The sequence below is a fragment of the Candidatus Eisenbacteria bacterium genome (genome assembly GCA_016867715.1).
Taxonomy (GTDB): Bacteria; Orphanbacterota; Orphanbacteria; order Orphanbacterales; family Orphanbacteraceae; genus VGIW01.
This window is the reverse complement of the sequence record VGIW01000057.1, coordinates 1-20,906: the sequence shown is the minus strand read 5'-3', so window position 1 is coordinate 20,906 and position 20,906 is coordinate 1. Positions and strand designations below refer to the sequence as shown.

The 20,906-nt window shown below is 67.4% G+C and carries 20 protein-coding genes; 16 read left to right on the top strand and 4 right to left on the bottom strand.

Annotation, left to right across the window (positions count from 1 at the left end; translation table 11 throughout):
* Window positions 1-19: 19 nt before the first annotated feature.
* Both FJY73_09965 and FJY73_09960 read left to right on the top strand, forming a co-directional pair.
* The gene (locus FJY73_09965; GenBank protein ID MBM3320988.1) at window positions 20-1,180 is read left to right on the top strand and encodes a CehA/McbA family metallohydrolase; all 1,161 of its coding nucleotides are present in this window, start codon (window positions 20-22) and stop codon (window positions 1,178-1,180) included.
* A gap of 455 nt (window positions 1,181-1,635) precedes the next feature.
* On the top strand, window positions 1,636-2,814 hold the full coding sequence (locus FJY73_09960) for a hypothetical protein (protein ID MBM3320987.1): 1,179 nt from the start codon (window positions 1,636-1,638) through the stop codon (window positions 2,812-2,814).
* A 25-nt stretch (window positions 2,815-2,839) separates the two neighbouring features.
* Here FJY73_09960 and FJY73_09955 read toward each other — a convergent pair whose 3' ends face one another.
* The gene (locus FJY73_09955) at window positions 2,840-4,312 is read right to left on the bottom strand and encodes a polysaccharide biosynthesis protein (GenBank protein MBM3320986.1); all 1,473 of its coding nucleotides are present in this window, start codon (window positions 4,310-4,312) and stop codon (window positions 2,840-2,842) included.
* Window positions 4,309-6,006 (bottom strand): hypothetical protein, encoded by a 1,698-nt coding sequence (locus tag FJY73_09950; protein ID MBM3320985.1) that lies wholly within the window; start codon window positions 6,004-6,006, stop codon window positions 4,309-4,311. The genes FJY73_09955 and FJY73_09950 overlap by 4 nt, the downstream gene beginning before the upstream one ends.
* A 199-nt stretch (window positions 6,007-6,205) precedes the next feature.
* Here FJY73_09950 and FJY73_09945 point away from each other — a divergent pair, with 199 nt between their 5' ends.
* Entirely contained in the window at window positions 6,206-7,159 is a 954-nt protein-coding gene (locus FJY73_09945; protein ID MBM3320984.1) for a 2-dehydropantoate 2-reductase, read from the top strand.
* Window positions 7,160-7,166: 7 nt separating this feature from the next.
* On the opposite strand, the gene FJY73_09940 is transcribed toward FJY73_09945, so the two are convergent.
* Together FJY73_09940 and FJY73_09935 are read right to left on the bottom strand one after the other, a co-directional pair.
* On the bottom strand, window positions 7,167-8,516 hold the full coding sequence (locus tag FJY73_09940) for a hypothetical protein (GenBank protein ID MBM3320983.1): 1,350 nt from the start codon (window positions 8,514-8,516) through the stop codon (window positions 7,167-7,169).
* A 12-nt stretch (window positions 8,517-8,528) separates the two neighbouring features.
* Window positions 8,529-9,050, bottom strand: coding sequence for a hypothetical protein (locus FJY73_09935; protein MBM3320982.1), 522 nt, complete (start codon window positions 9,048-9,050; stop codon window positions 8,529-8,531).
* A gap of 234 nt (window positions 9,051-9,284) precedes the next feature.
* Here FJY73_09935 and FJY73_09930 point away from each other — a divergent pair, with 234 nt between their 5' ends.
* From FJY73_09930 to FJY73_09870, 13 genes are all read left to right on the top strand, one after another.
* Entirely contained in the window at window positions 9,285-10,979 is a 1,695-nt protein-coding gene (locus FJY73_09930; protein MBM3320981.1) for a tetratricopeptide repeat protein, read from the top strand.
* Entirely contained in the window at window positions 10,976-11,758 is a 783-nt protein-coding gene (locus tag FJY73_09925; GenBank protein ID MBM3320980.1) for a hypothetical protein, read from the top strand. Before FJY73_09930 ends, FJY73_09925 begins: the two co-directional genes overlap by 4 nt.
* 82 nt (window positions 11,759-11,840) lie before the next feature.
* Window positions 11,841-12,461, top strand: a complete 621-nt coding sequence (locus FJY73_09920) for a sigma-70 family RNA polymerase sigma factor (protein MBM3320979.1) — start codon at window positions 11,841-11,843, stop codon at window positions 12,459-12,461.
* 20 nt (window positions 12,462-12,481) lie between these two features.
* Window positions 12,482-13,177, top strand: a complete 696-nt coding sequence (locus FJY73_09915) for a zf-HC2 domain-containing protein (protein MBM3320978.1) — start codon at window positions 12,482-12,484, stop codon at window positions 13,175-13,177.
* 37 nt (window positions 13,178-13,214) lie between these two features.
* On the top strand, window positions 13,215-14,279 hold the full coding sequence (locus tag FJY73_09910) for a DUF4837 family protein (protein MBM3320977.1): 1,065 nt from the start codon (window positions 13,215-13,217) through the stop codon (window positions 14,277-14,279).
* Window positions 14,276-15,403, top strand: coding sequence for a 3-dehydroquinate synthase (aroB, locus tag FJY73_09905; GenBank protein ID MBM3320976.1), 1,128 nt, complete (start codon window positions 14,276-14,278; stop codon window positions 15,401-15,403). Before FJY73_09910 ends, aroB begins: the two co-directional genes overlap by 4 nt.
* 3 nt (window positions 15,404-15,406) lie before the next feature.
* Window positions 15,407-15,979, top strand: a complete 573-nt coding sequence (locus tag FJY73_09900) for a tetratricopeptide repeat protein (protein MBM3320975.1) — start codon at window positions 15,407-15,409, stop codon at window positions 15,977-15,979.
* Between the two features lie 24 nt (window positions 15,980-16,003).
* Window positions 16,004-16,471: a 3-dehydroquinate dehydratase gene (locus FJY73_09895; protein ID MBM3320974.1), complete on the top strand. Its 468-nt coding sequence runs from the start codon at window positions 16,004-16,006 to the stop codon at window positions 16,469-16,471.
* Window positions 16,468-17,028, top strand: a complete 561-nt coding sequence (gene efp, locus FJY73_09890; protein ID MBM3320973.1) for an elongation factor P — start codon at window positions 16,468-16,470, stop codon at window positions 17,026-17,028. Before FJY73_09895 ends, efp begins: the two co-directional genes overlap by 4 nt.
* 47 nt (window positions 17,029-17,075) lie before the next feature.
* Window positions 17,076-17,513 carry an acetyl-CoA carboxylase biotin carboxyl carrier protein gene (accB, locus tag FJY73_09885; protein MBM3320972.1) on the top strand — a complete coding sequence of 146 codons (438 nt, stop codon included), beginning with the start codon at window positions 17,076-17,078 and terminating at the stop codon, window positions 17,511-17,513.
* Window positions 17,514-17,597: 84 nt separating this feature from the next.
* On the top strand, window positions 17,598-18,731 hold the full coding sequence (locus FJY73_09880; protein ID MBM3320971.1) for a type IV pilus twitching motility protein PilT: 1,134 nt from the start codon (window positions 17,598-17,600) through the stop codon (window positions 18,729-18,731).
* A 22-nt stretch (window positions 18,732-18,753) separates the two neighbouring features.
* Entirely contained in the window at window positions 18,754-20,130 is a 1,377-nt protein-coding gene (accC, locus tag FJY73_09875; GenBank protein ID MBM3320970.1) for an acetyl-CoA carboxylase biotin carboxylase subunit, read from the top strand.
* Window positions 20,127-20,864 (top strand): 2-phosphosulfolactate phosphatase, encoded by a 738-nt coding sequence (locus FJY73_09870; GenBank protein MBM3320969.1) that lies wholly within the window; start codon window positions 20,127-20,129, stop codon window positions 20,862-20,864. Before accC ends, FJY73_09870 begins: the two co-directional genes overlap by 4 nt.
* The last annotated feature ends 42 nt before the right edge of the window (window positions 20,865-20,906 follow it).

Here is a 20,906-nt window from a genome sequence, read left to right as displayed (position 1 = left end):
CGAGACGACGGGATTGCCGGTGAACCGCGAGTTCCGGCCGGAGGACGAAGGAGCCCGCTCGTTCCCCGTCCGTTTCGAGACCCCAGGGTTCCACACGATCCGTGTGGTCGAAGAGGGAGGCGCGCTCCAGGCCGTTTCGAACCCGATTCGCGTCCGCCCGCGAGGAGAGAGCTCGGAATTCCGCCTTCTGTGGGGGGACATCCACCAGCACTCCCGCCTTTCGGACGGAACGGGAGAGCCGGAGGATCTCGTCCGCTATGCGCGCAAAGTCGGCAACCTCGACCTCTTCGCGCTGACCGACCATGATCACCACGGTCTCCGTCCGCTCGCTTCCTCGTGGGAGAGGATCCGCGAGGCGATCGCGCGGGCAAACGATCCGGGGAGGTTCGTCGCCCTTCTCGCCTACGAATGGACCAGCTGGACGTACGGCCATCGAAACGTGTACTACCCGGACGACGCGGGGGAGCTCTTCTCGTTCGCGGACTCGGCGACGAACACGCCCGAGGAGCTGTGGGACGCGCTCCCGGAGGGGCGCGCGCTCACGATCGCGCACCACACCGGGGGGGGGCCGGTCCCGATCGATTGGAGCTGGGAGCCGCCGCCGAACCGGGAGCGGCTCGTCGAGATCAGCTCGATCCACGGAAGCTCGGAATGCTTCGGGTGTCCGAAGGGGATCTACGATCCGGTTCCGGGAGCGTTCGTTCACGACGCGCTCGCGCGCGGATATCGTCTCGGGTTCGTCGGAAGCGGCGACGGGCACGTCGGACACCCGGGAGAAACCGCTTCTCCGTGCGGCGGGCTCCTCGGCGTCTATGCGTCCGGCCGAACCCGCGAGGAAGTGTGGGAAGCACTTGATGCACGAAGAACCTACGCGACGACCGGCGAGCGAATCGTCCTCGAGGTCCGTTTGGGTGTCCATTGGATGGGGGAGGAGGTGAGCGCCTCCGCGCTTCCGGATCCGCTCGCGTTCCGCTTCGTCGCGTGCGGCACCGCGCCGATCGACCTGGTCGAGCTCCTCGAGAACGGAACGCCGATCGACACCGTCTTCGGGAAGGGGACGGCGATCGAGGGGTCGTTGAGGGCGCGGCGGAACCTCGCGGCTTCTTCGTACTACTACATCCGACTCACCCAGATGGACGGGGGGATCGCCTGGTCAAGCCCGATCTGGGTCGATCCGTAGCCCGGACGAACCACGCTCCGACAGAAACTCGCCCCGTACCTTCTCGGCCGGGGCCCGGGGCAAGGGGGCGCCGGCTCAGACACCCCGAGCGCGCCGGGCCCGGGAATAGTGACGGATCCGTCGAGGAAGATGTTGCCTGTCGCCTTTCCGCGTCACCGTTTCCGTGGCGCGCTCGGGAACTCGCCGGTTCACCCCCTTGCCCCACACCCCGGCGGCCGCGGATCGCATCCTCGTGACGGAAACGCGCGCACCGCCCGGGCTACCTTCTCGGAAGGAGGTGCGCGCGTTTCCTGCCCTCCCATCGAGTTGCAGAACGCAATTCCGGTGCAGGCGCGGCGCCGAGGCCATCCCACAACTCGTTTCGCCGCAACTAAATAGACCTCAAAACCTCGCGCGGAATCTGGTACGGGATTTGCGAGCGTTGGGCGTGGTCTGATCCGCGAAGGGGTGCGGCCTTGTCGTTGTACGCGGCGGAAGCCCACGCGCGCATGAACCGGGAGGAGGTCCTCCTCTCCCGGCTCTTCGGCACGCTCAAGATGGTCGACCGAGAGACCTATCTGGCGGCGCTTCTCGGCGAGGCCGGGGTCGAGGTCGCGCCCGGGGAGTACGCGTCGCTTCAGATCCAGTTCTGGCCGGAGCTCGGGGCCGCGAGCCCCGACGTCGTGTTGGAGAGCGAGTCTCTTCTTCTCTTCGTGGTCGGTTGGGTGCGGGAGAGGGTTCGCCGGGAGGAGCTCCTTCCGCTCGTCCGCGCCGGCTGGAAGCTCTCCCCGCGCTTCCACCTTCTCCTTCTGACCGACGGGAGCGCGCCTCCGCACGGGATCGACGAGGTCCACGCCGAGCTCCGCTCGACGCGCGACGCGCCGTGCCGTTGGCTCGGCTGGTCGAGAGTCTACGAGATCCTCTACCGCCGCCTGCGCGAAAGGGGGGAGCCTCCGCCCGCGCGCGACGTGATCGAGGATCTCCTCGGGCTTCTCGCGGCCGAGGGGAGGGCTCCGTTCCTCGGGTTCGATCCCGGCCATCTGCGCGGCTACCGGGAAGCGGTCTCCGCCGCCGATCGGCTGACCGCCGCGGCCCGCCTTCTCGCCGCCGATCTCGACGGGCGTCTTCTCGGCGAGGGGATCCGCAGGATCTCGACCCGCGGTCACGCCCCGGCCGATCTCCCTGCCTTCGCGGCGCGGGCGCTCGATCTCGAGTTCGCGGACGAGTCGTGGGACGCGGGGGTCCTGTCGGCCGGTCGCCTCTTCCTTCGCGTCGATCTCCTCGCGGGGGAGGTGCGGGTCGGCTTCCGATGCGACGCGACCGACGCTTCCGCGAAGGCGCTTCTCGTCGAGGGGAGGAGCCGGATCGCGGAGCTTCTCGCCTCGCGCGAGGAGCTTCTTCTTCGCGCCGCCGGGCCGGAGAACGCCGAGGATCCCTCCCGCGACGCCTCGGCGCTCGCCCTTCTCGAAACGCAGAACGGGGGAGCCCGCATCGAACGGGTCGAGCTCCTCTCGATACACGACGGAACGAAGGAGGATGTTGTTCCTTCGCTCGTCAAGGATCTCGCGTCGTTTCGCGATCTCGCCCTTTCCATCCCTCTCCTCCCGCTTCCGCGCGTGAACGGCGAGAGCCCCTTCGTCATTGCCGGCGTATAGCCTCTGACCATTGTCGGAGCGATGACTAAGAACTCTTGGAGATCCTCAGCAAACGGCGAACGAGCTCCTTGTCCGATTCCCCGAGCGGGCCGAAGCGCCACATGAGAAGGATCATCGGACCGAAGTAGAGAACCGTTCCGATCGCAAGAACGACGATCGGACGAAGCGAAGCGCCCGCGAGCGGCAGGAGGAGTGGAGCGGGAACGAGCGAGAGGAGGAGAAGACGCGCGATCCCCATCCACGGGAAGACGCGCCTCCACGAAACCGACAAGAGGCGCGAGGTGCAGGAGAGATAAAACGCGGCCTGCGCGTAGGTCGTCGCGACCGTGGCGATCGCCGGCCCGAGGTAACCGAACGCCGGTATGAGGAGAATCGAGAGCGCGAGGTTCAGGGCGACGTCCCCAAGGGCGCCGAGCGCCACGAGGCGCGGCCTTCCGAGCGCGAGAAGAATCGGCGCGTACGCCGCGCTCCGGAGCGGAAGGAGAAGGAGGTAGACGCGGAAGGGGCCCGCGCTCGCCCGGTAGGTCTCCGAGAAGAGGAAGACGAGGAACGGGGCGGCGAGGATCATGAAGAAGACGAAGAGGGGGAGGAGCAGCACCCCGGTCTTCACCGTCGCCCGATGCCAGAGCGCGAGGACTTCTCCCCGCTTCCCCTCGTCGGACAGCCTCGAGAACTCCGGGATCATCACCGAGGCGATCGCGCCGGAGAGGACCCCGACGAAGGGAATCTCGACCGCGCCGTTCGCGTAGACCGCGAACACTTCAGGACTGAAATACGCGGAGACGACGGTCTTGTCCAGCCACCGTCCGACGACGCGGAGAAGATCGTTCAGGCCGACGGGGATCGAGTAGAGAACGAATCGTCGAAGAAGCCCTTTGCCGGCCGCGGCACGGACGCTCCGCACCGTTGTCGCGGCCGCCGCGAACACGAGGCCCGCGCGAAGCGCGCCGTACCCGACGAGCGCCCAGAGGATCCCCGCGAGCGCGAGGCCGAGCGCCGCGGGAAGGAAGACCGCGGCGAGGAAGAGGAGCGAGTGCGCGATCGTGAGAAGACCGAGGAGGCGATGGCGCTCCTGCGCGATGAGAAACGCGTCCATCGGGATGCCGGGGACGAGGAAGAGCGCGTACAAGGAGAAGACGCGGAGCGTCCCCTCGAGCGCCGGATTGTCGAAGAGGCGCGACACGTGAGGAGCCGCCCCGTAGAGGAGCGCGGCGAGAACCGCTCCGATTCCCGCCAAGAGAAGGAAGACGCGGAGGAAGAGCCCGCGCCGCTCCGGCTCCGTCAGGCGTGGAACGAAGTAGAGGATCCCGATCGGGATGCCGAAGAGGGCGATCTCGATCGTCATCTGCGTGAGGAACCAGGTCTGTTGAAAGGTCCCGTACACGGCGGGGTCGAAGACCCGCGAGAGAACCACGCTCACGACGAGCCCGACCACCGAGCTCGCCACGAGCCGGGACGCGCCGATGATGCCGGCTCTCCTCGTTAGGTTGTCCCTCAAAGGGCTCCCTCTCGGGACGCGCGGGGGAGGAGCGAGAGGACGATCTCCGCGCCCGCCGCCGCCTCGCCGACCTCCACTCGATCGCCGCGCGCGATCACGTCGCTCGCTCCGTCGGCGCTCTCCACGCGGATCTCGGATCCCGCGGGAACCGCGCCGAGATGAACCGCGCGGAGGGGGGATCCGAAGCGGACCCGGACGACCGTTCGCTCGTCGGCGCGAAGACCGCTCACCGCCGCCAATCGCCGCGCCTCCCACCATTCGGCCGCCTCGTCGAGCGTTGCGACCCATGCCTCGTTCTTCCGGGCGGCGACCCACTCGAGGAGCTCGCCGGTGAGCGCTTCCCGTTCCGGATCGAGGTCGGTGTCGATGAAGTACGGATGCCACAGAATGTCCAGGATGCCGTTCACGATTCGCACCGGTTCGCTCCAGCGCTCCCAATCCTCCGCGCGGCGAAGCCCGGCGGCGGCGAGCGCCCGGTCCATCCCGTGGAGCGGGAAGGCGAGAAAGGAGCCGGTCCCCTCCGGCCGGATCGGAAACGCGGTCCCCGCGCGGAAGCCGGGCGCGTCCGGAAAGCCGAGCGAGGCGTCGTAGCGGAAACCGGCCGCGCGCTGCGCCTCCCACGTCTCGGGGACGCGAAGGCGCGCGTAATGCTGCCGAATCCCCGCGAGCGCGCACCCGGCCGACTCGGAAACGATCCTTCTCTCATAAACCAATTCCTCGGCCGACAGGTACGAGTCGAGGCCGCCGTGAAGGCCGACCGCGAAGCCGTCCTCGACGAGACGCCGGAGCAGTTGGCGAAACGGAGGGGCGTCCACTCGGTAGCGACGGGCGAAGCGGTCGCTCGGCGTGGCGAGAAAGAAGAAGGTGGAGCGGATGCCGAGCTTCGCCTGCCGGTCCGCGAGGCGCTGCGAGAGGATCGTCTGCGGGACTCTCCCCTCGGCGAGATCGCGAAGGAAGAGCCGGAGGCCGGCGACGCGCCCGCGCCCTCCGCCCGCGAGCGCCTGTGCCGCATGGCGCGCGAGGCGCCGCTCCCAACGGATCACGAGGTCCTCGTCATGCGTGAGCGCGATCGCGTGCGGCCGCCCTTCGGGCCACGGAAGAACGCGCACGGTCGCTCGCCCCGCCCCGTGGAGCGCCTCGGCGATCGCCTCGCCGAGAAGCCGGCCGAGATGGTCTGCGATCGGCTCGCAGAGAAGCCCGCGCCGCACGGCCCACGAGGAAGCGGGCGGGAAGCGGTCGAGCTCGTCCCGGTTCCCCGTCCGTTCCTCGATCCGCGAAAGGGCGAAGTACGCAGCCGCGGTGAGGTCGAACCCGAAGCGCACCTCCTCGCGCCGGCCGGCGGGACGGCAGACGGCGGGGCGCCCGTGCGCGTCGCGCCAGAGAGGCTCGCCGGCGGGAAGACCCACGAACGGCGGAAACGCGAAGGAGAGGTTTCCCGCTCGATCGACGATCTCGATCGGCGGGGGGGGCGCCGCACCGTGAAGGAACTCGACGCGAAGGGAAGGGATGAAGACGACCGGAACGCCGGGTGGGGGCTCCTTCGCGGCGTCCCCGTAGACGAGAAGCACGTACGGCGCGCTCCCCTCGGGGCGCTCCCCGACCGAGAACCCGCGCGCCTCGAGAAGATGCCCGAGCGCCCAGCGCGCCGCCTCGGCCCGACCTCCCGGCGCAGCGATGGAGAGAACGATCCGCACGCGCGCCTCCCGGTTCCGGTTCGATCGGGAGGAGTCCCCATCAGGATGTACGGAGCCGGAACGGCTCCCCATTCGGGTCCGAGGCCCGCCTCCGCGACGCGGCGGAGTGTAGCGTCCGCTTCCGGACCCTGTCAACGCGCGGCGGGGTTCCCCGAGGACCGCTTCGGCTGGTACGATGGGAAGAGGAAAGGACGAAGGCATGCGCGTTCTCGTCTTCGGAGCCGGCGCCATCGGTTCGCTCTTCGGCGGGCTTCTCTCCCGCGCCCATGAGGTGACGCTCGTTGGGAGGCCGCCCCATCTCGACGCGATCCGCGCGAACGGCCTCCGCATCGAATCGGAGGCGGAGAGCCTTCTCGTCCGCCCCGAGACGGCGGAGCGCGTTCCGGCCGGCTCGTTCGACCTCGTCGCGATCGCGGTGAAGACATACGATCTTCACGACGCATGCGCGTCCCTCGCCGCATCCGGCGTCTCCCCGCGGTGGATCCTCTGCTTGCAGAACGGAATCGGCAACGAGGAGATCCTCCGCGCGCATTTCCCCGACGAAGAGATCGTGCGGGGCCTCGTCTACCACGGCGTTTCGATCGAAAGCCCGGGGCGCATCGTCTGGTTCGGACGCGGAAACACGCTGATCGGACGCCCGCTCGTCCCGGCCCACGACCGGGAGGCGGACCTCGAGATCGAGGATCTTGCGGACGTCCTCTCCGCGAGCGGCTTCCCGGCGCGGCGCGCGGAAGAGATCGGGCGGGAGATCTGGAAGAAGCTCGCCGTGAACGCGGCGATCAACCCGCTCGGCGCGATCACCGGACTTCCGAACGGGGCGCTCGTCCGCTCGTCGTTTCTTCTCTCGCTTCTACGCGCCGCCGTGCGCGAGACGGAGGATGTCGCCCGCGCCGAGGCGGGGCACGTCATCGACATGGCCGAGAGGACGATGGAGATCGCCCTCGTCACCGGAAGAAATCGGAACTCGATGCTCCTCGATCTCGAGTCGGGGAGACCGACCGAGATCGAGTTTCTCTCCGGTGCGATCGTCCGCCTCGCCCGCCGCCGCGATCTCGCGGTCCCCGTGACGCAAACCCTTCACGCGCTCGTCCGCGGAAAAGAAGAAGCCCTCCGCATCCGAAGCGCGGAGGGCAGGACCATCTTCGACGCTTAATCGCTCGCTAGAACCGATAACCGACGGACAGGATCACCTCGTCGCTCGAGCGCTCCTCGCGGTAGGGCGCACGGGAGGGATCCTCCGACACGCGCTCGAGCCGTCCCATCTGGTAGGCCACGTCGACCGCGAGCACTCGGTCGAAGAGATACCCGGCGCCGAAGCTGAGGAACTGCCGCTCGCGATCGATCGCGATGTCGATCTCGGCGGGATCCCGTCCGATGTCGATGACGTCCTCGCTGTCGAACGGGATGTAGGTCAGGTTGAACGGAGCCGGATCGTAGCGGTAGCCGGCGCGCACGCGAAGAGGAGCGAAGGGGAGGATCCCCTCGGCCCCGATCGAGAAAGAGGTCCCGTCCCGGTAGTATGGGCGGAGAAGAACCCTCCGGCTCCCGATCTCGTCCTTGATCTCCCGCCAATCCGTGTGGCGAATGTCCGCCGCCACGATCAACCCGGGGGCCGCCACCGACACGCCGAAACCGATCCAGTAGGGGAAGGTGATCTCCTCGTCGTCGTAGATCGGGATCTCGTCGGACGTAACCTCCTCGCTTCCGTCCTCGAAGCGATCCCAGGTCCGTTGCAGCTCGTAGCGATCGAAGCTCAAGTAGCGCGGAGCCCCGAGGACGCCCGCGAAGCGAACCCTCGGCGAGGCTTTGTAGAGGAAGCCGGCCATCGCCGTAAACCCGGAGATCTTGGCGTCGAGAAGATAGTAGTCCTCGATCGAAATGTACGAAGTATCTTGCGCATAGATATCTTCCGTAAAAAAGGTCTGCTCGTCGTACATCGAACCTCGAAGGTACGTGAGCGACCCCCCGAACGAGAGCCGGGGGCCGGCGTCCCACGCGACCGCCGCCGAATAGCCGGAGAGCTTGCCGTCTCTTTCGTGGGTGTCCGTGAGAAGAGCCGGACCGCCCCCGAAGAAGCCGACGTTCGGATCGACCCCGCTCCGCTTGTAGTGAAGCGAGTAGTCCTGCAACCGGTCGACGCCGATCCCGAGCACGAGCGATCCCCGGTAGGCCGGGAACGGATAGAGGAAGTGGAGCCCGCCGAGCTGGTTGTCGATCCCGCCCCAATCGGCGGAGGTCCCGTGCCAGACCGTCTCCACGCTCCGATCGCCCCGTGCGAGCGAGGCCGAGATCTCGATCCTCCGGATGTTCACGAGCCCCGCCGGGTTCCACGTGAGCGCCGAGGCGTCCTCCGCGACGGCGATGTGCGCGCCTCCCATCCCGAAAGCGCGGGCATGCGTTCCGGTGAGCTCCGGCACCGGGATTTCCAGCTCGGTGTACGGATGCCCCGACGCGAGGGCGGCGACCGCCGTTCCGAACAGCAGAACGAGACCGACGATTGAGTGTTTCATTTTTTCCGCTCGCTACCTTCTGGGGGTTTTCTTGCGATGGGCGGGCTCGGGCTCGCTCGCCTTCTTCTCTTCCCCGCCGCTCGAGCCGGAGGAGGGAGAAGCCGGCGTCGCGCGACTCGATCCTTGCGCGGCGCCTCCCGGATGGACACCGGTCGGAGCGGGCTCGCCCTCCGTCTCTCCTCGGCGAAGCGCGCGTTTCTTCCACGAGGAATCCTCGGACCCCCCGGGGCCGCCGCCAGAGAAGTGCCAGTCGTCGCCGTACCCGTACGGGCCCTGCCACCACGGCCTTCGGTAGTAGTCGAACCACCAGTCCGAACGATCGTAGGCGAGAAGCCCGGGCCATCCGTAGATCAGCTGATGATCGTAGGCACCGAACCACTCGCTTTCGTAGTGGCAGTCGGAGCAGGGGACTTCCGCGGTCTCTCCCTCGACGCTCTTCGTGAGGGCGACCTCGGCGGGATGGTTGAGAACCGTGTAGCACCCGGCGAGAAGCGCGAGCAAGGAAGCGACGCAAACGAAGGGAACGAGCCTCACGTCTTCTCCTCGAAAAGGGTCCCTACGACCGTCAATCTACCCGATCCGGCCGGATACGTCAACGCCGATGAAGGCAGGGCCGCCGCGACGCCGGGGAGAGGATCTCGCCGCCTTCGCCCTTTTCCTCCGCCTATGCTAAGTTTCGGGAGGGATGCCCGCGAAGTTGAGCGCCCGCGCCGCGGGTCCGAGCCCTTCCCGGTTCGGCCGCCGGCCGGGAGCCGGCAGGGAGGTTCGATGCAACGCGCGCTCACCCTCTCGCTTCTCTTTCTTCTTCTCTCGTGCGCTTCCGGAAGGGATCGAGGAGCGCCCTTCGAGGAGATCGTTTGGGAGAAGCGCGAGAGGATTCCCGGCGAAGACCCGTACGCCTCCTACCTCCTCGCGCGCTTTCAGGAACATCAGGGGCTCGCCGACGAGGCGATGCGAAGCTACCGCGATGCGGCCGAGGCGGACCCGGAAGCGGTCGACGTTCTCGCGCGCCTCGCCGAGCTTCATCTCGAGCGCGGCGAGTTTCGTCTGGCGGCCGACCAGGCCGAACGCGCGGTCGCTCTCGACCCCGTGCGCGAGGACGCTCTCTCCGTTCTCGCGAAGGCGTATCTCGAGACCGGAAAGACCGACGTCGCGATCGCCCGCTTCGAGGCGCTCGCGGCGAGGGAAGAAGAAGGGACGATTCACTCCCTTCTGGCGATGCTCTACCAATCCCGCGGCGATGAGGAGGAGGCGATCGCCCACCTTTCGCGAGCGGCCGAGCTCTCGCCGGAAAAAGCCTTCTATCGCTTGCGGCTCGGCGATCTCTTCCGCCACCGCCGGGACTACGATCGGGCCGAGGAGGAGTACGCGGAGGCGATCCGACTCGCGGAGAACGACGCTCCGATCCGGGCCTCTCTTGGAAAGATGTACGCGGAGAGCGAACGCTGGGAGAAGGCGGCCGCGGTCTACGAGGAGCTCGCCGCCGAAGGGTACCGTCCCTTCGACACCCACCATCGGCTCGCGGGGATCTACCTGCGCCTCGGCAGGGGGGAGGACGCGATCCGCCACGCCGAGGCCCTCGCCGAGATCGATCCGTCGAACGCGAAGCTCCGCGCCGAGGTGGCGGATCTCTACCTCGGGCTCGGCCGCGAGCGGGAGGGGATCGCCGCGCTCGAGACGGCGTGGAAGCTCGACCCCCGGGATCCGGCGCCGGCGCGGAAGCTCGTCGAGCTTCGCCTCTCCCTGGAACGCTTCGAGGAAGCGGAGGAGACGCTCCGCCGCATGCTCCAGGAGAACCGCGAGGATTCTTGGGCGTGGACCCGCCTCTCGTACACGCGGCTTCGGCGGGGAGACGCGGAGGAGTCGCTCCGCGCCCTCGAAACCGCGGCGGAGATCGACCCGTCGAACGGCGGGGTCCTTTATCTCTTAGGCAATTCCTACCTGGCCGCTGGACGGCGGGAGGAGGCTCTCGCGAGGTTCACGCTCGCTCGCGAGAAAGGGATCGAATCGCCCGACCTCCTCTACAAGAAGGCGAGCCTTGAGGCGGAGCTCGGACGGGAGGAGGAGGCGATCGCGACGCTTCGCGTTCTCCTTCCGGCGGAACCGGACCACCCGCAAGCGCTGAACCTTCTCGGCTACCTCCTCGCCGACCGGGGAGAAGACCTCGACGAAGCGGAGCGGCTCGTCCTCCGCGCGCTCGAGCTTCGCCCGGAGAACCCCTTCTTCCGCGACAGCATCGGCTGGGTCTACTTCCGCAAAGGGGACTTCGACCGCGCGGCGCGCGAGCTGGAGCGAGCGCATGCGGGCCGGCCGGAGGACGCGGTGATCCTCGAGCATCTCGCGGACGCGTACGCTGCGGCGGGAAGGAAAGAGGAGGCGGCCCGGGCCTACGCCGAGCTCCTTCGGCGCCGCGGAGAGAACGAAGAGGTCCGCAACAAGCTTCGGGCCGTGGAGGGACCGTGAGGCGAACCGACTGCGCGCGCGCGCTTCTCGCGGCTCTCATTCTCCTCGCCGGGATCGGCTGCTCCCGGACGGTGAAGGGTCCTCCCGCGCCCCCCGCCGACGCGGAGGAGGTTCTCGCCGCTCTCCGCGCGCGAGCCGAGTCGGTCCGATCCTTTCACGCAAACGGAACGGTTTATCTCAGAACCGATCGCGAGAAGCACTTCCTCCACTTTGACGCGTGGTTCGAGCGGCCGTCCCGAATGCGTCTCGCGATCGATGTTCCCGGATTTCTCGGTCTCGGCTCGGGACGCCTTCTCGTCGTTCGCCGCGGAGATCGAATCGAGGCGCTTCGCCCCGGCTCGGAAGCCGTCGAGCGCGCCTCTCTCGCGAACGACGAGGGCGGGCCCATCACGATTCTCGGCATCGATCCCGCGGACGCGCCCTCTCTCGTCGCGCCGCATGCCGGCCCGGAGAACCTCTTCGTGCGGGAGAACTTAGTGAGCCTCTCGGCGGCGGGAGCCGGAGGACTCCTCCGCGTCGTCCTCGATCGGGAGGACGGCCTCCGGGAGGTGCTCGATGTCTCGCCCCCGTCGTACGCGGTCGGCGCGCGGCGCGTGGTCGAGCCGGGAGGGAGGGTCCTCTTCGCGTCGACGTATCGTTACGGCGAAGGGGACAACGCGTACGCGCGCGAGGTGGAGACCTTTCTCCCCGACGAGAACATGCGTCTCACCACCCGTTTCCGCTCGATGGAAAGAAACCCATCCCTCGCCGATTCCTTGTTCCGCCTCGCGGAGGAGTGAGCGCGGCTCTTGCGGGCGCATGCCGCACCCGATACCATGCGGGCGGACCGCATCCTCGATCTCGAACGGGGCGGGAGGATCCATGCCGGACGACGTTCCGCACACGACGAACCGCGACGCGGGGGACGAAGACCTCATGTTCCGTTATCGAGACGGGGACGAGGGGGCGTTCGTCGAGATCGTGCGTCGCTACAAGTCGAAGATCGTGAGCACCGCCTATCGCGTTCTCGGAGACCTCGACAAGGCGGAGGACGTCGCGCAGGAGACGTTCATCCGCGTCCACCGGAACGCCGCCCGCTACCGCTCGATCGCCAAGTTCTCCACATGGATCTACACGATCGCCCTGAACGTCGCGAGGAACGAGCTTCGCAACACGAAGCGGAAGCGGCTCGTCTCTCTCGACGCGTTCGGAGCCGATGCGGACGCGGAGCCCTCCACATTCGAGATCCCGGACGAGTCGGCGCCCCCCGACCAGGAAGCGGAGAACAAGCAGCTTCGGGGGATCTTCGAAGCGGCGATCCGAAAGCTGCCGGCCCGATACCGCGAGGTCTTCGTTCTTCGGGACGTGGACGATCTCTCATACGAGGAGATCGCGGAGATCCTCCGGGTGCCGAAGGGGACCGTGAAGTCCCGGATCAACCGCGCGCGCCAAAGATTCCGGGAACTGGTCGAGCCGATCTTGGGTGAAACGCCCGGACCTTGAGGGACCGAGGAAGAAAGGCAATGGACACGAAGTCGAAAACCTGCAAAAAGACGCGCGATTGGTTCTCCTCGTACTATGACGGGGTTCTCTCGAAGAACGATTCCTCGAGGTTCGATGAGCATCTTCGCGCATGTCCATCTTGTAAGAGCAGTTACGATCGGTTCACCGCGCTCCTGAGGGGTGCGCGAACGCTTCCGCGGGTGCGGACCGGCCCGGAGTTCGAGGCACGGCTCTTCGCCCGCATCCGCGCGGAGCGGAGCGCGCCGGCGCGGGTCTCCTGGTGGCAGGAGCTCGCGCGCATCCCGCTCCCGGTTCCGATCGGGGCGGCCGCGGTCGTTCTCCTCGCGGTCTTCGCCTACACGCGGGTTGGGGTCGATCGCGCGCCGGCGCCGGCCCCCTCGGGAGCGCCCGCGGAAACCGTCTCGCGCCCCTCCGGCGCCGACGACGTTCCGATCCGGACGAACACGCGCCCGAGCTTCCTCGACGGGTTCGAACGGGGCTCCGACATGGGGCGGGTCGTCGGGATCGATCTGCACGGGCCTCCCTATCCAGGCGATGTGCACCCGAGGACGGCCGTCTTCGTCGCGCCTTGCGACCTGAACGGTGTTCCCCTGGAAGGGCCGTACGAGCCGGTCCTCGTGGAACCGGGGACGCGCGCCCGGCGCGGACCGAATGCCGACACCTCCGGCGCCGTTGACACCTTCACCTCCCGGTAGTACGGTTCGGACGCCGCGCCTCGCCCGGAGGAAGGGAATGGCCCGTCCGAACCGCGTTCGCTTTCTTCTCGCTCTGTCGCTCCTTCATGCGGGAATGATCTCCGTCTCGTGCGAGCGCTTGATGCCCGCGCTCGGCTCCTACGACGAGATCCACGTCATCGCCGACCGCCGTCCCTCGGAGGAGGTGATGAAGCCTCTCCGCGAGACCTTCGAGATCCCCTTCGAGACCGTCCAGGAAGAAACCCTCTTTCATCTGAACCCGGTCGCGTCGAAGGACCTCGCCGAGGTGGATAGCCGGAAGAACTATCTCGTCCTCGTCGATCTTTCCGAGCGAGGCCCCGCCTTCCACCTCGCGCAGAAGACGCTCGGAGCCGCGCCGCTCGACGAGGCGGGTCGAAGCGGGAAGGCGAGCTACCTCTTCGTCGACAACGCGATCGCACGCTATCAAACGCACGCGTTCCTGATCGCCGAGCGGGCGTCCGCCTTTCCCCAGGCCGCCCGCGCGAACGGACGCGCGATCCGGGACGGCTTCCTTCAGTCAAACCGCCGGCGGATCCTCGAGTTTCTTCTCTTCCGAGGGGAGAACCTCACGCTCGCGCGCACGATCCACGAGAGGTTCGGATGGACTATTCAGATGCCCGCGCCGTTCGAGGAGAGCGCGGAGCACGTGGACGCCGGCTTCTTCTCGATGAAAATGGACCGGCCTGGGCGGCTTCTCTTCGTGTATTGGGCGGACGGTTGCGAGAACCTGCCCGATACCAGTCGGGTCGTCGCGCTTCGGGACAGCCTGGGGATGCTCTATTACGATGAGGATTACGTCGAGCGTTCCCGCACGACCGCCTTCATGGGGACGTTTCAGGGGCGCCCGGCGGTCCGCGTGCACGGGCTTTGGCAGAACGAGAAGTACACGATCGGCGGTCCGTTCCGCTCGATCGCCTTCCGCGACGAGAATAGAGGAAGGCTCTACCTGCTCGACTACGCCGTCTACGCGCCGGGCATCGCGAAGAAGTACTACCTCTGGGAGCTCGAGTCGGTGATCGAGACGTTCCGAACCGGGTCTCCGCCCGCCGCGCCTTCCCCCCGAACAGGGGCCGCCTCTTGAGGCGCGTCCCGGTCCGCCTCGGGGGCCGATCCTACACGATCCGCATCGCCGCCGGAATCCTCGAGCGCGCGGGGGACGAGCTCCGCGGAGTTTCGGACGCCGAGCGCGTCTTCCTCGTTTCCGACACCGCCGTGCACCGGCTCTACGGGGTGCGCGTCGAGTGTTCGCTTCGCGCCCGTTCGTTCCGCGTGAGTCGGTTTCTTCTGCGGCCGGGGGAGAAAGAGAAGACGCTCGGATCGGTCGAGCGGATCTATGATGCCCTCCTCGCCGCGGGGGCCGACCGTCGCACGCTCCTCGCGGCTCTCGGCGGAGGGGTCGTCGGCGACACGGCCGGCTTTGCGGCGGCGACGTGGCATCGCGGGATTCCGTTCGCGCAGATCCCGACCACGCTCCTCGCGCAGATCGACGCGTCGATCGGCGGAAAGACCGGCGTCGATCTTCCGAGCGGAAAGAACCTCGTCGGCGCTTTCCACCAGCCGGCGGCGGTGCTCGCCGACCCGGCCTGCCTGGCGACCCTCCCGGCGCGCGAGTACCGCTCGGGGCTCGCCGAGGCGGTCAAGTACGGCATGATCCGCGATGCGCGCTTCTTCCACCTTCTCGAGAGGAACGCCGAAGGAATCGCGGCGCGCGATCCGGCTCTCCTCGAGCGCGTGATCGAGCGCTGCTGCCGCATCAAGGCCGAATACGTCGCCGCCGACGAGGAGGACCGGACCGGAAAGCGGGCGGAGCTGAACTACGGCCACACGTTCGGGCATGCGGTGGAGACGGCGGCCGGCTATGGGTCTCTTCGCCACGGAGAGGCGGTCGCGATCGGGATGGCGGCGGCGAGCCACGTCTCGATGAGGCTCGGCCTCCTCGATCCGGCCGACCGGGAGCGTCTCCTCGCGCTTCTCCAAACGTTCGGCCTCCCGGTCGGCGGGGTTCAGGCCGAGCGGGGGACGCTCTTCCGGCTTCTCCTTCGCGACAAGAAGACCGAGGGGGGTCGTTTAAGAATCGTATTGACAAAGGGTATCGGCCTTGCTACGTTGCGTCCGTCGGTTCCGGAGCCGCTGATCCTCGAGGCGCTCGGAGAGGTGTGTACCCGCTTTTCCGGGCGGCGGCGCCGGCGTTCTCACGGGGGCTAGCCCATGAAGCGTGTAGGAATCGAGACCGCGGTCGACACTGCGTTCGACCGCCTCCGGACGGCGCTCGAAAAAGACCCCGGGTCGCTCGCCTTCGTCGGCCTCGCGCACGTCGTTCTCGAGAGAGGCGAGCCCGACGAGGCGGTCCGTCTTTGCCGCGACGGGCTTCTCCGCCATCCGAACCACTCGACCGGCCATCTGCTCCTCGGCTTGGCACTCGAGCGGTCGGGCCGGGAAGAGGACGCCCTGGGGGCCTTCCGGCAGGTGATCGAGCTCGATCCCGGAAACCGGATCGCGAAGACGCGTCTCGGCGAGGCGCGCCGGAAGGGAATCTCCGGCCCCGAACCGGAGGCGCCGCCCGCTGCGCGCCCGCTTCCTTCGACCGAGGAGGAGAATCCCGAGGGGGATCTCGGGGAGGAGATCGCGTTCTTCACCTTCTCTCTCGCGGAGGTCTACGAGAAGCAGGGCTTCTTCGAGAGGGCCCTCACCATCTATCAGAGGGTTCTCACCCTGCAGCCGGACCGGGAGGATGTGCGCGGGCGCATCCGCGAGCTGCGGCGAAGGATGGCTCTCGCCTGAGGCTCGGCGCGCGGGGGTGTCGGTTTGGCCGGGGGATCTGCGGGGAAGATCACCGTCCTGCACGGGCCGAACCTCGACCGGCTCGGAGCCCGTGAGCCGGAAATCTACGGCACGGAAACGTTGGAGATCGTGAACCGGGAGATCCGCTCGCTCGCGGAATCGCTCGGCTACACGGTCGAGATTCGACAGACGAACCAAGAGGCGGAGATGATCGAGCATCTCCTCCGAGCCGACGGCGACTCGGTGGGGATCGTCCTCAACGCCGGCGCCTGGACGCACACGAGCCTCGCTCTTCGCGAGGCGGTGAGGGGTCTTCGAGTGCCGGCGATCGAGGTTCATCTCTCCAATGTTTATGCCCGGGAGCCGTTCCGGCGGACATCCGTGATCGAGGACCTCGTCGCCGGAAAGATCCTCGGGTTCGGCAAGGAGAGCTACCTTCTCGCGCTCCGCGCGATCGATGCTCTTCACAGGAGGAAGACAAAGCGACCATGATCGGTGCGTTGGATCTCAGGGCGGGGAACGTGATCCGCCTCGAGGGGGAGCTCCTGGCGGTGCTCGAAAGACATCACCACAAGCCGGGGAAGGGGGGCGCGATCGTTCGCCTCAAGCTCCGCCGCGTGACGAGCGGAGCGGTGATCGATCGGACCTTCCGGGCGAGCGAGAAGTTCGACGACGTCCGGCTCGACCGGGTGAAGATGCAGTTCCTGTATGAGTCGGACGGCGAATACCACTTCATGAACGGCCAAACGTTCGAGCAGGTCACCTTCGGTGAGGACTTCCTCGGCGAGGGTACTCAATATCTCAAGGAAAACATGGAGATCGACGTGCTCTTCCACGAGAGCAAACCGGTCGTCTGCGAGATCCCGAACTTCGTCGAGCTTCGCGTGGCCAAGACCGATCCCGGCGTCCGCGGCGACACCGCGAGCGGAGGGACAAAGCCGGCGAAGCTCGAGTCGGGCGCCGTCGTCCAGGTGCCGCTCTTCATCGAAGAGGGCGAGGTGATCAAGGTGGACACCCGATCCGGAACCTACGTGGAGCGGGTTTCCTGAAGGAGCGTGCCGTGCGGAGCAGCGATGAGATCCGCGAGCTGATCCAGATGATCGAGCACAGCGACGTCGAGGAGATCGAGATCATCGAGTGGTGGTGGTTCAAGAAGATCCGGGTCTCGAAGAGATCCGCGATCGGATCCGCCCCGCCGGGGGTCCACGCGGCGCAAGCCCCTCTCCCGGCGCTCGCGGAGGCCGATAAGAAGATCGAGGGGAAACCGGCCGCCGAAGAGGCGGAGACCGGGGATCTCATCCCGATCAAGTCGCCGATGGTGGGCACGTTTTACGCCGCCCCCGCGCCCGACGCCGACCCGTACGTGAAGCTCGGGGACCGCGTCGCGAAGGGGACGCTCGTGTGCATCGTCGAGGCGATGAAGCTGATGAACGAGATCCGCTCCGAAGCGGCGGGCCGCGTCGTCAAGATCCTCGTGGAGAACGGGCAGCCCGTCGAGTACGGGCAGACCCTCTTCCTTCTCAGTCCGGCCTAGGGTTCGAGCGCGAGGCGGCGCGGAGGGCCCTCGGCCTTCCGCGGGAGGTGCGGTTTGATCGAACTGAAAGCGCTCCTCAAGGAGATGATCGCGCTGCGGGCTTCGGATCTTCACTTGAAGGCCGGCGCGCCGCCGATCTACCGGATCGACGGCGAGCTCCGGCGCACGGATCTTCCCGCGCTCGCGCCGGAGGATCTCCTCGCGCTGGCGGACCAAGTCCTCACCCAGGACCAGAAGGATGGTCTGAACGACGAGCTCCAACTCGACTTCGCGCTGAACATCGAGGGGGTCGCGCGCTTCCGCGCGAACTTCCACACGCAGCGCGGATCGCTCGCGATGACGTTCCGCGTCGTCCCCTTCCACATCGCGGAGATCGAGGCGCTGAACCTCCCGCAGGTGGTCGAGGAGATCGCGATGAAGCCGCGCGGCCTCGTGCTCGTCACGGGGACCGTCGGAAGCGGCAAGTCGACCACCCTCGCGGCGATGATCGACCGGATCAACCGGACGAGGAACGCGAAGATCATCACGATCGAGGATCCGATCGAGTTCGTGCACGAGGACCGGAAAGGGCTCATCATCCAGAGAGAAGTGGGGGAGGACACCCGCTCGTTCGAGGGGGCGCTTCGCCACGTGCTCCGGCAGGATCCGAACGTGATCCTGATCGGCGAGATCCGCGACATCGGCACGATGTCCGTCGCGCTCACCGCGGCGAACACGGGGCATCTCGTTCTCTCGACGCTCCACACGATCGACTCGATCCAGACGATCAACCGCGTGGTCTCGTTCTTCCCCCCGCACCAGCACAAAGAGGTGCGCTTCCTTCTCGCCTCGTCGCTCCAGGCGATCGTTTCGCAGCGGCTCGTGAGGTGCGCGGACCGAACCGGGCGGATTCCGGCCGTGGAGGTTCTCCTTTGCACCGCCACGATCCGGGACTATATTCTGGATCCGGAGAAGACGCCGCTCATTCGGAACGCGATCCAAGAAGGGTTCACCGAGTACGGCATGCAGACGTTCGATCAGTCGCTGATGCAGCTCTACCGGGAAAACAAGATCAGCTACGAGGAAGCGCTCCGGCACTCCTCGAACCCGAGCGAGTTCGACCTCCGCGTGCGGGGCATCGAATCGACATCCGACAAGACGTGGGATCTCTTCGAAGGGAAGCCCGCGGAGGGAGAGGCCGAGCGCGCGTTCTCCCTCAAGCGTCCCGAGAAGTCCTGACGCCGCGAAAGGAGCGTTCCCCTTGTTCCGCAAGGTCCTCATCGCGAACCGAGGCGAGATCGCGCTCCGCGTGATCCGCGCCTGTCGCGAGCTCGGCATCGAGACCGTGGCGATCTACTCGGAGGCGGACCAGGATTCGCTGCACGTGCACTACGCCGACGAGGACGTGTGCGTCGGCTCGCCGCCGAGTGCGGAGAGCTATCTCAACATCCCGCGCATTCTCGCCGCCGCGGAGGTGTCGGGAGTGGACGCGATCCACCCCGGCTACGGCTTCCTCGCGGAGAACCCGCGCTTCGCGGAGATGGTCGAGTCGAACGGGATTCGCTTCATCGGGCCGAGCGCCGAGGTGATCCGCCGCATGGGGAACAAGGCGGCCGCGCGCCGCACGATGATCGAAGCGGGGGTTCCGGTCGTCCCGGGGAGCGAGGGGCTCGTCCAGTCGGACACCGAGGCGGTTCGGATCGCGCGGGAGATCGGCTATCCGGTGATGGTCAAGGCGTCGGCGGGAGGGGGCGGGAAGGGGATGAGGATCGCGAGGGACGACGCCTCGCTCGCCGAGGGGCTCCGCATGGCGCGGAACGAAGCGGAGTCCGCGTTCGGCGATTCGAGCGTGTACCTCGAGAAGCTGATCGTGTCGGCGAAGCACATCGAGTTCCAGATCATCGCAGACTCCCACGGCAACGTCGTCCATCTCGGGGAGAGGGACTGCTCGATCCAAAGGCGACATCAGAAGCTGATCGAGGAGTCCCCGTGCCCCGTGCTCGACGAGAGAACGCGCGGGGCGATGGGGGAGGCGGCGGTTCGCGGCGCGCGCGGCGTCGGCTACGAGGGGGCCGGGACGATCGAGTTCCTTTATGATCGAACGAACGGTCAATACTACTTCATGGAGATGAACACGCGCATCCAGGTGGAGCATCCGGTGACCGAGGAGGTGACGGGGATCGACCTCGTGAGAACCCAGATCGCCGCCGCCGCCGGGGAGCCGCTCCCCTTCAAGCAGGAGGAAGTCCGCTTCCGCGGGCACTCGATCGAATGCCGGGTCAACGCCGAGGATCCGGAGAAGGGGTTCATCCCCTCGGCGGGAACGCTCGAGACGTTCCATCCGCCGGGAGGCCCCGGCGTCCGCGTCGATTCGCATGCTCACAGCGGCTACGTGGTCCCGCCCCACTACGACTCCCTCCTCGCGAAGCTCATCGTGAAGGACGACACGCGCGAGGCGGCGATCGTCCGCATGCGGCGAGCGCTCGGCGAGTTCGTCGTCGAGGGGGTGCGCACCACGATCCCGTTCCATCTTCGCCTTCTCGAGCACTCCCGGTTCCTCGCGGGGGACACGGATACCCGCTTCGCGGAGGAGCTCGACGCCGGCGAAGAAGGGAAGAGGGTGAGCCGCGCCTCATGAAATCCGCACCTCCAAGGCTCGAAGTCGTCTTCACACCGGGCGAGCTCGGAGAGACCTCGCTTAAGGGGAAGGGGGTCGTCGTCATCGACGTTCTCCGCTCCGCCACGACGATCGCGAAAGCGCTCGCGAGCGGCGCCGAGCTCGTCGTTCCTCTCGCGTCGACCGAGGATGTGACGCGACTCGCCTCCACGCTCGAGAGGAAGCAGATCCTCCTTTGCGGCGAAAGGGACGGCGTGCGGATCGAGGGGTACGCGCTCGGCAACTCCCCTTCCGAGTTCACCGCCAAGGCGGTCCGCGGAAAGACGCTCCTCTTCACGACGACGAACGGAACGGGCGCGGTGGCGCGCTCGGAGGGGGCCCGCGAGATCGTGCTCGCCTCGCTCGTGAACCTGAAGGCGCTCGTCGACCACCTCGACGGGAAGGGGGACTGGATCGTTCTCTGCTCCGGGCACCGCGGGCGCTTCGCGCTCGAGGACGCGCTCTGCGCCGGCGCGATCGTGAGCCGGCTCCACGCCCGCCGCCCCGACCTCGCGGTGAACGACGCGGGAAAGAGCGCCGAGTTCCTCTTCCGATCGGCGGGGGACGACCTCCCGCGCATCGTGGCGGGGACCGAGGCGGGCGAGCGCCTCAAGGCTCTCGGGCTCGAGGCGGACGTCGCCTTCTCCTCGCGCATCGACTCCATCCCGATCGTCCCGATCGTCAAGGACGGCCGGATCGCGAAGCCGGCGAAGTAATCCGAGCCGCCGCTCTCCTCACGACTTCGATTCAAGAGGATG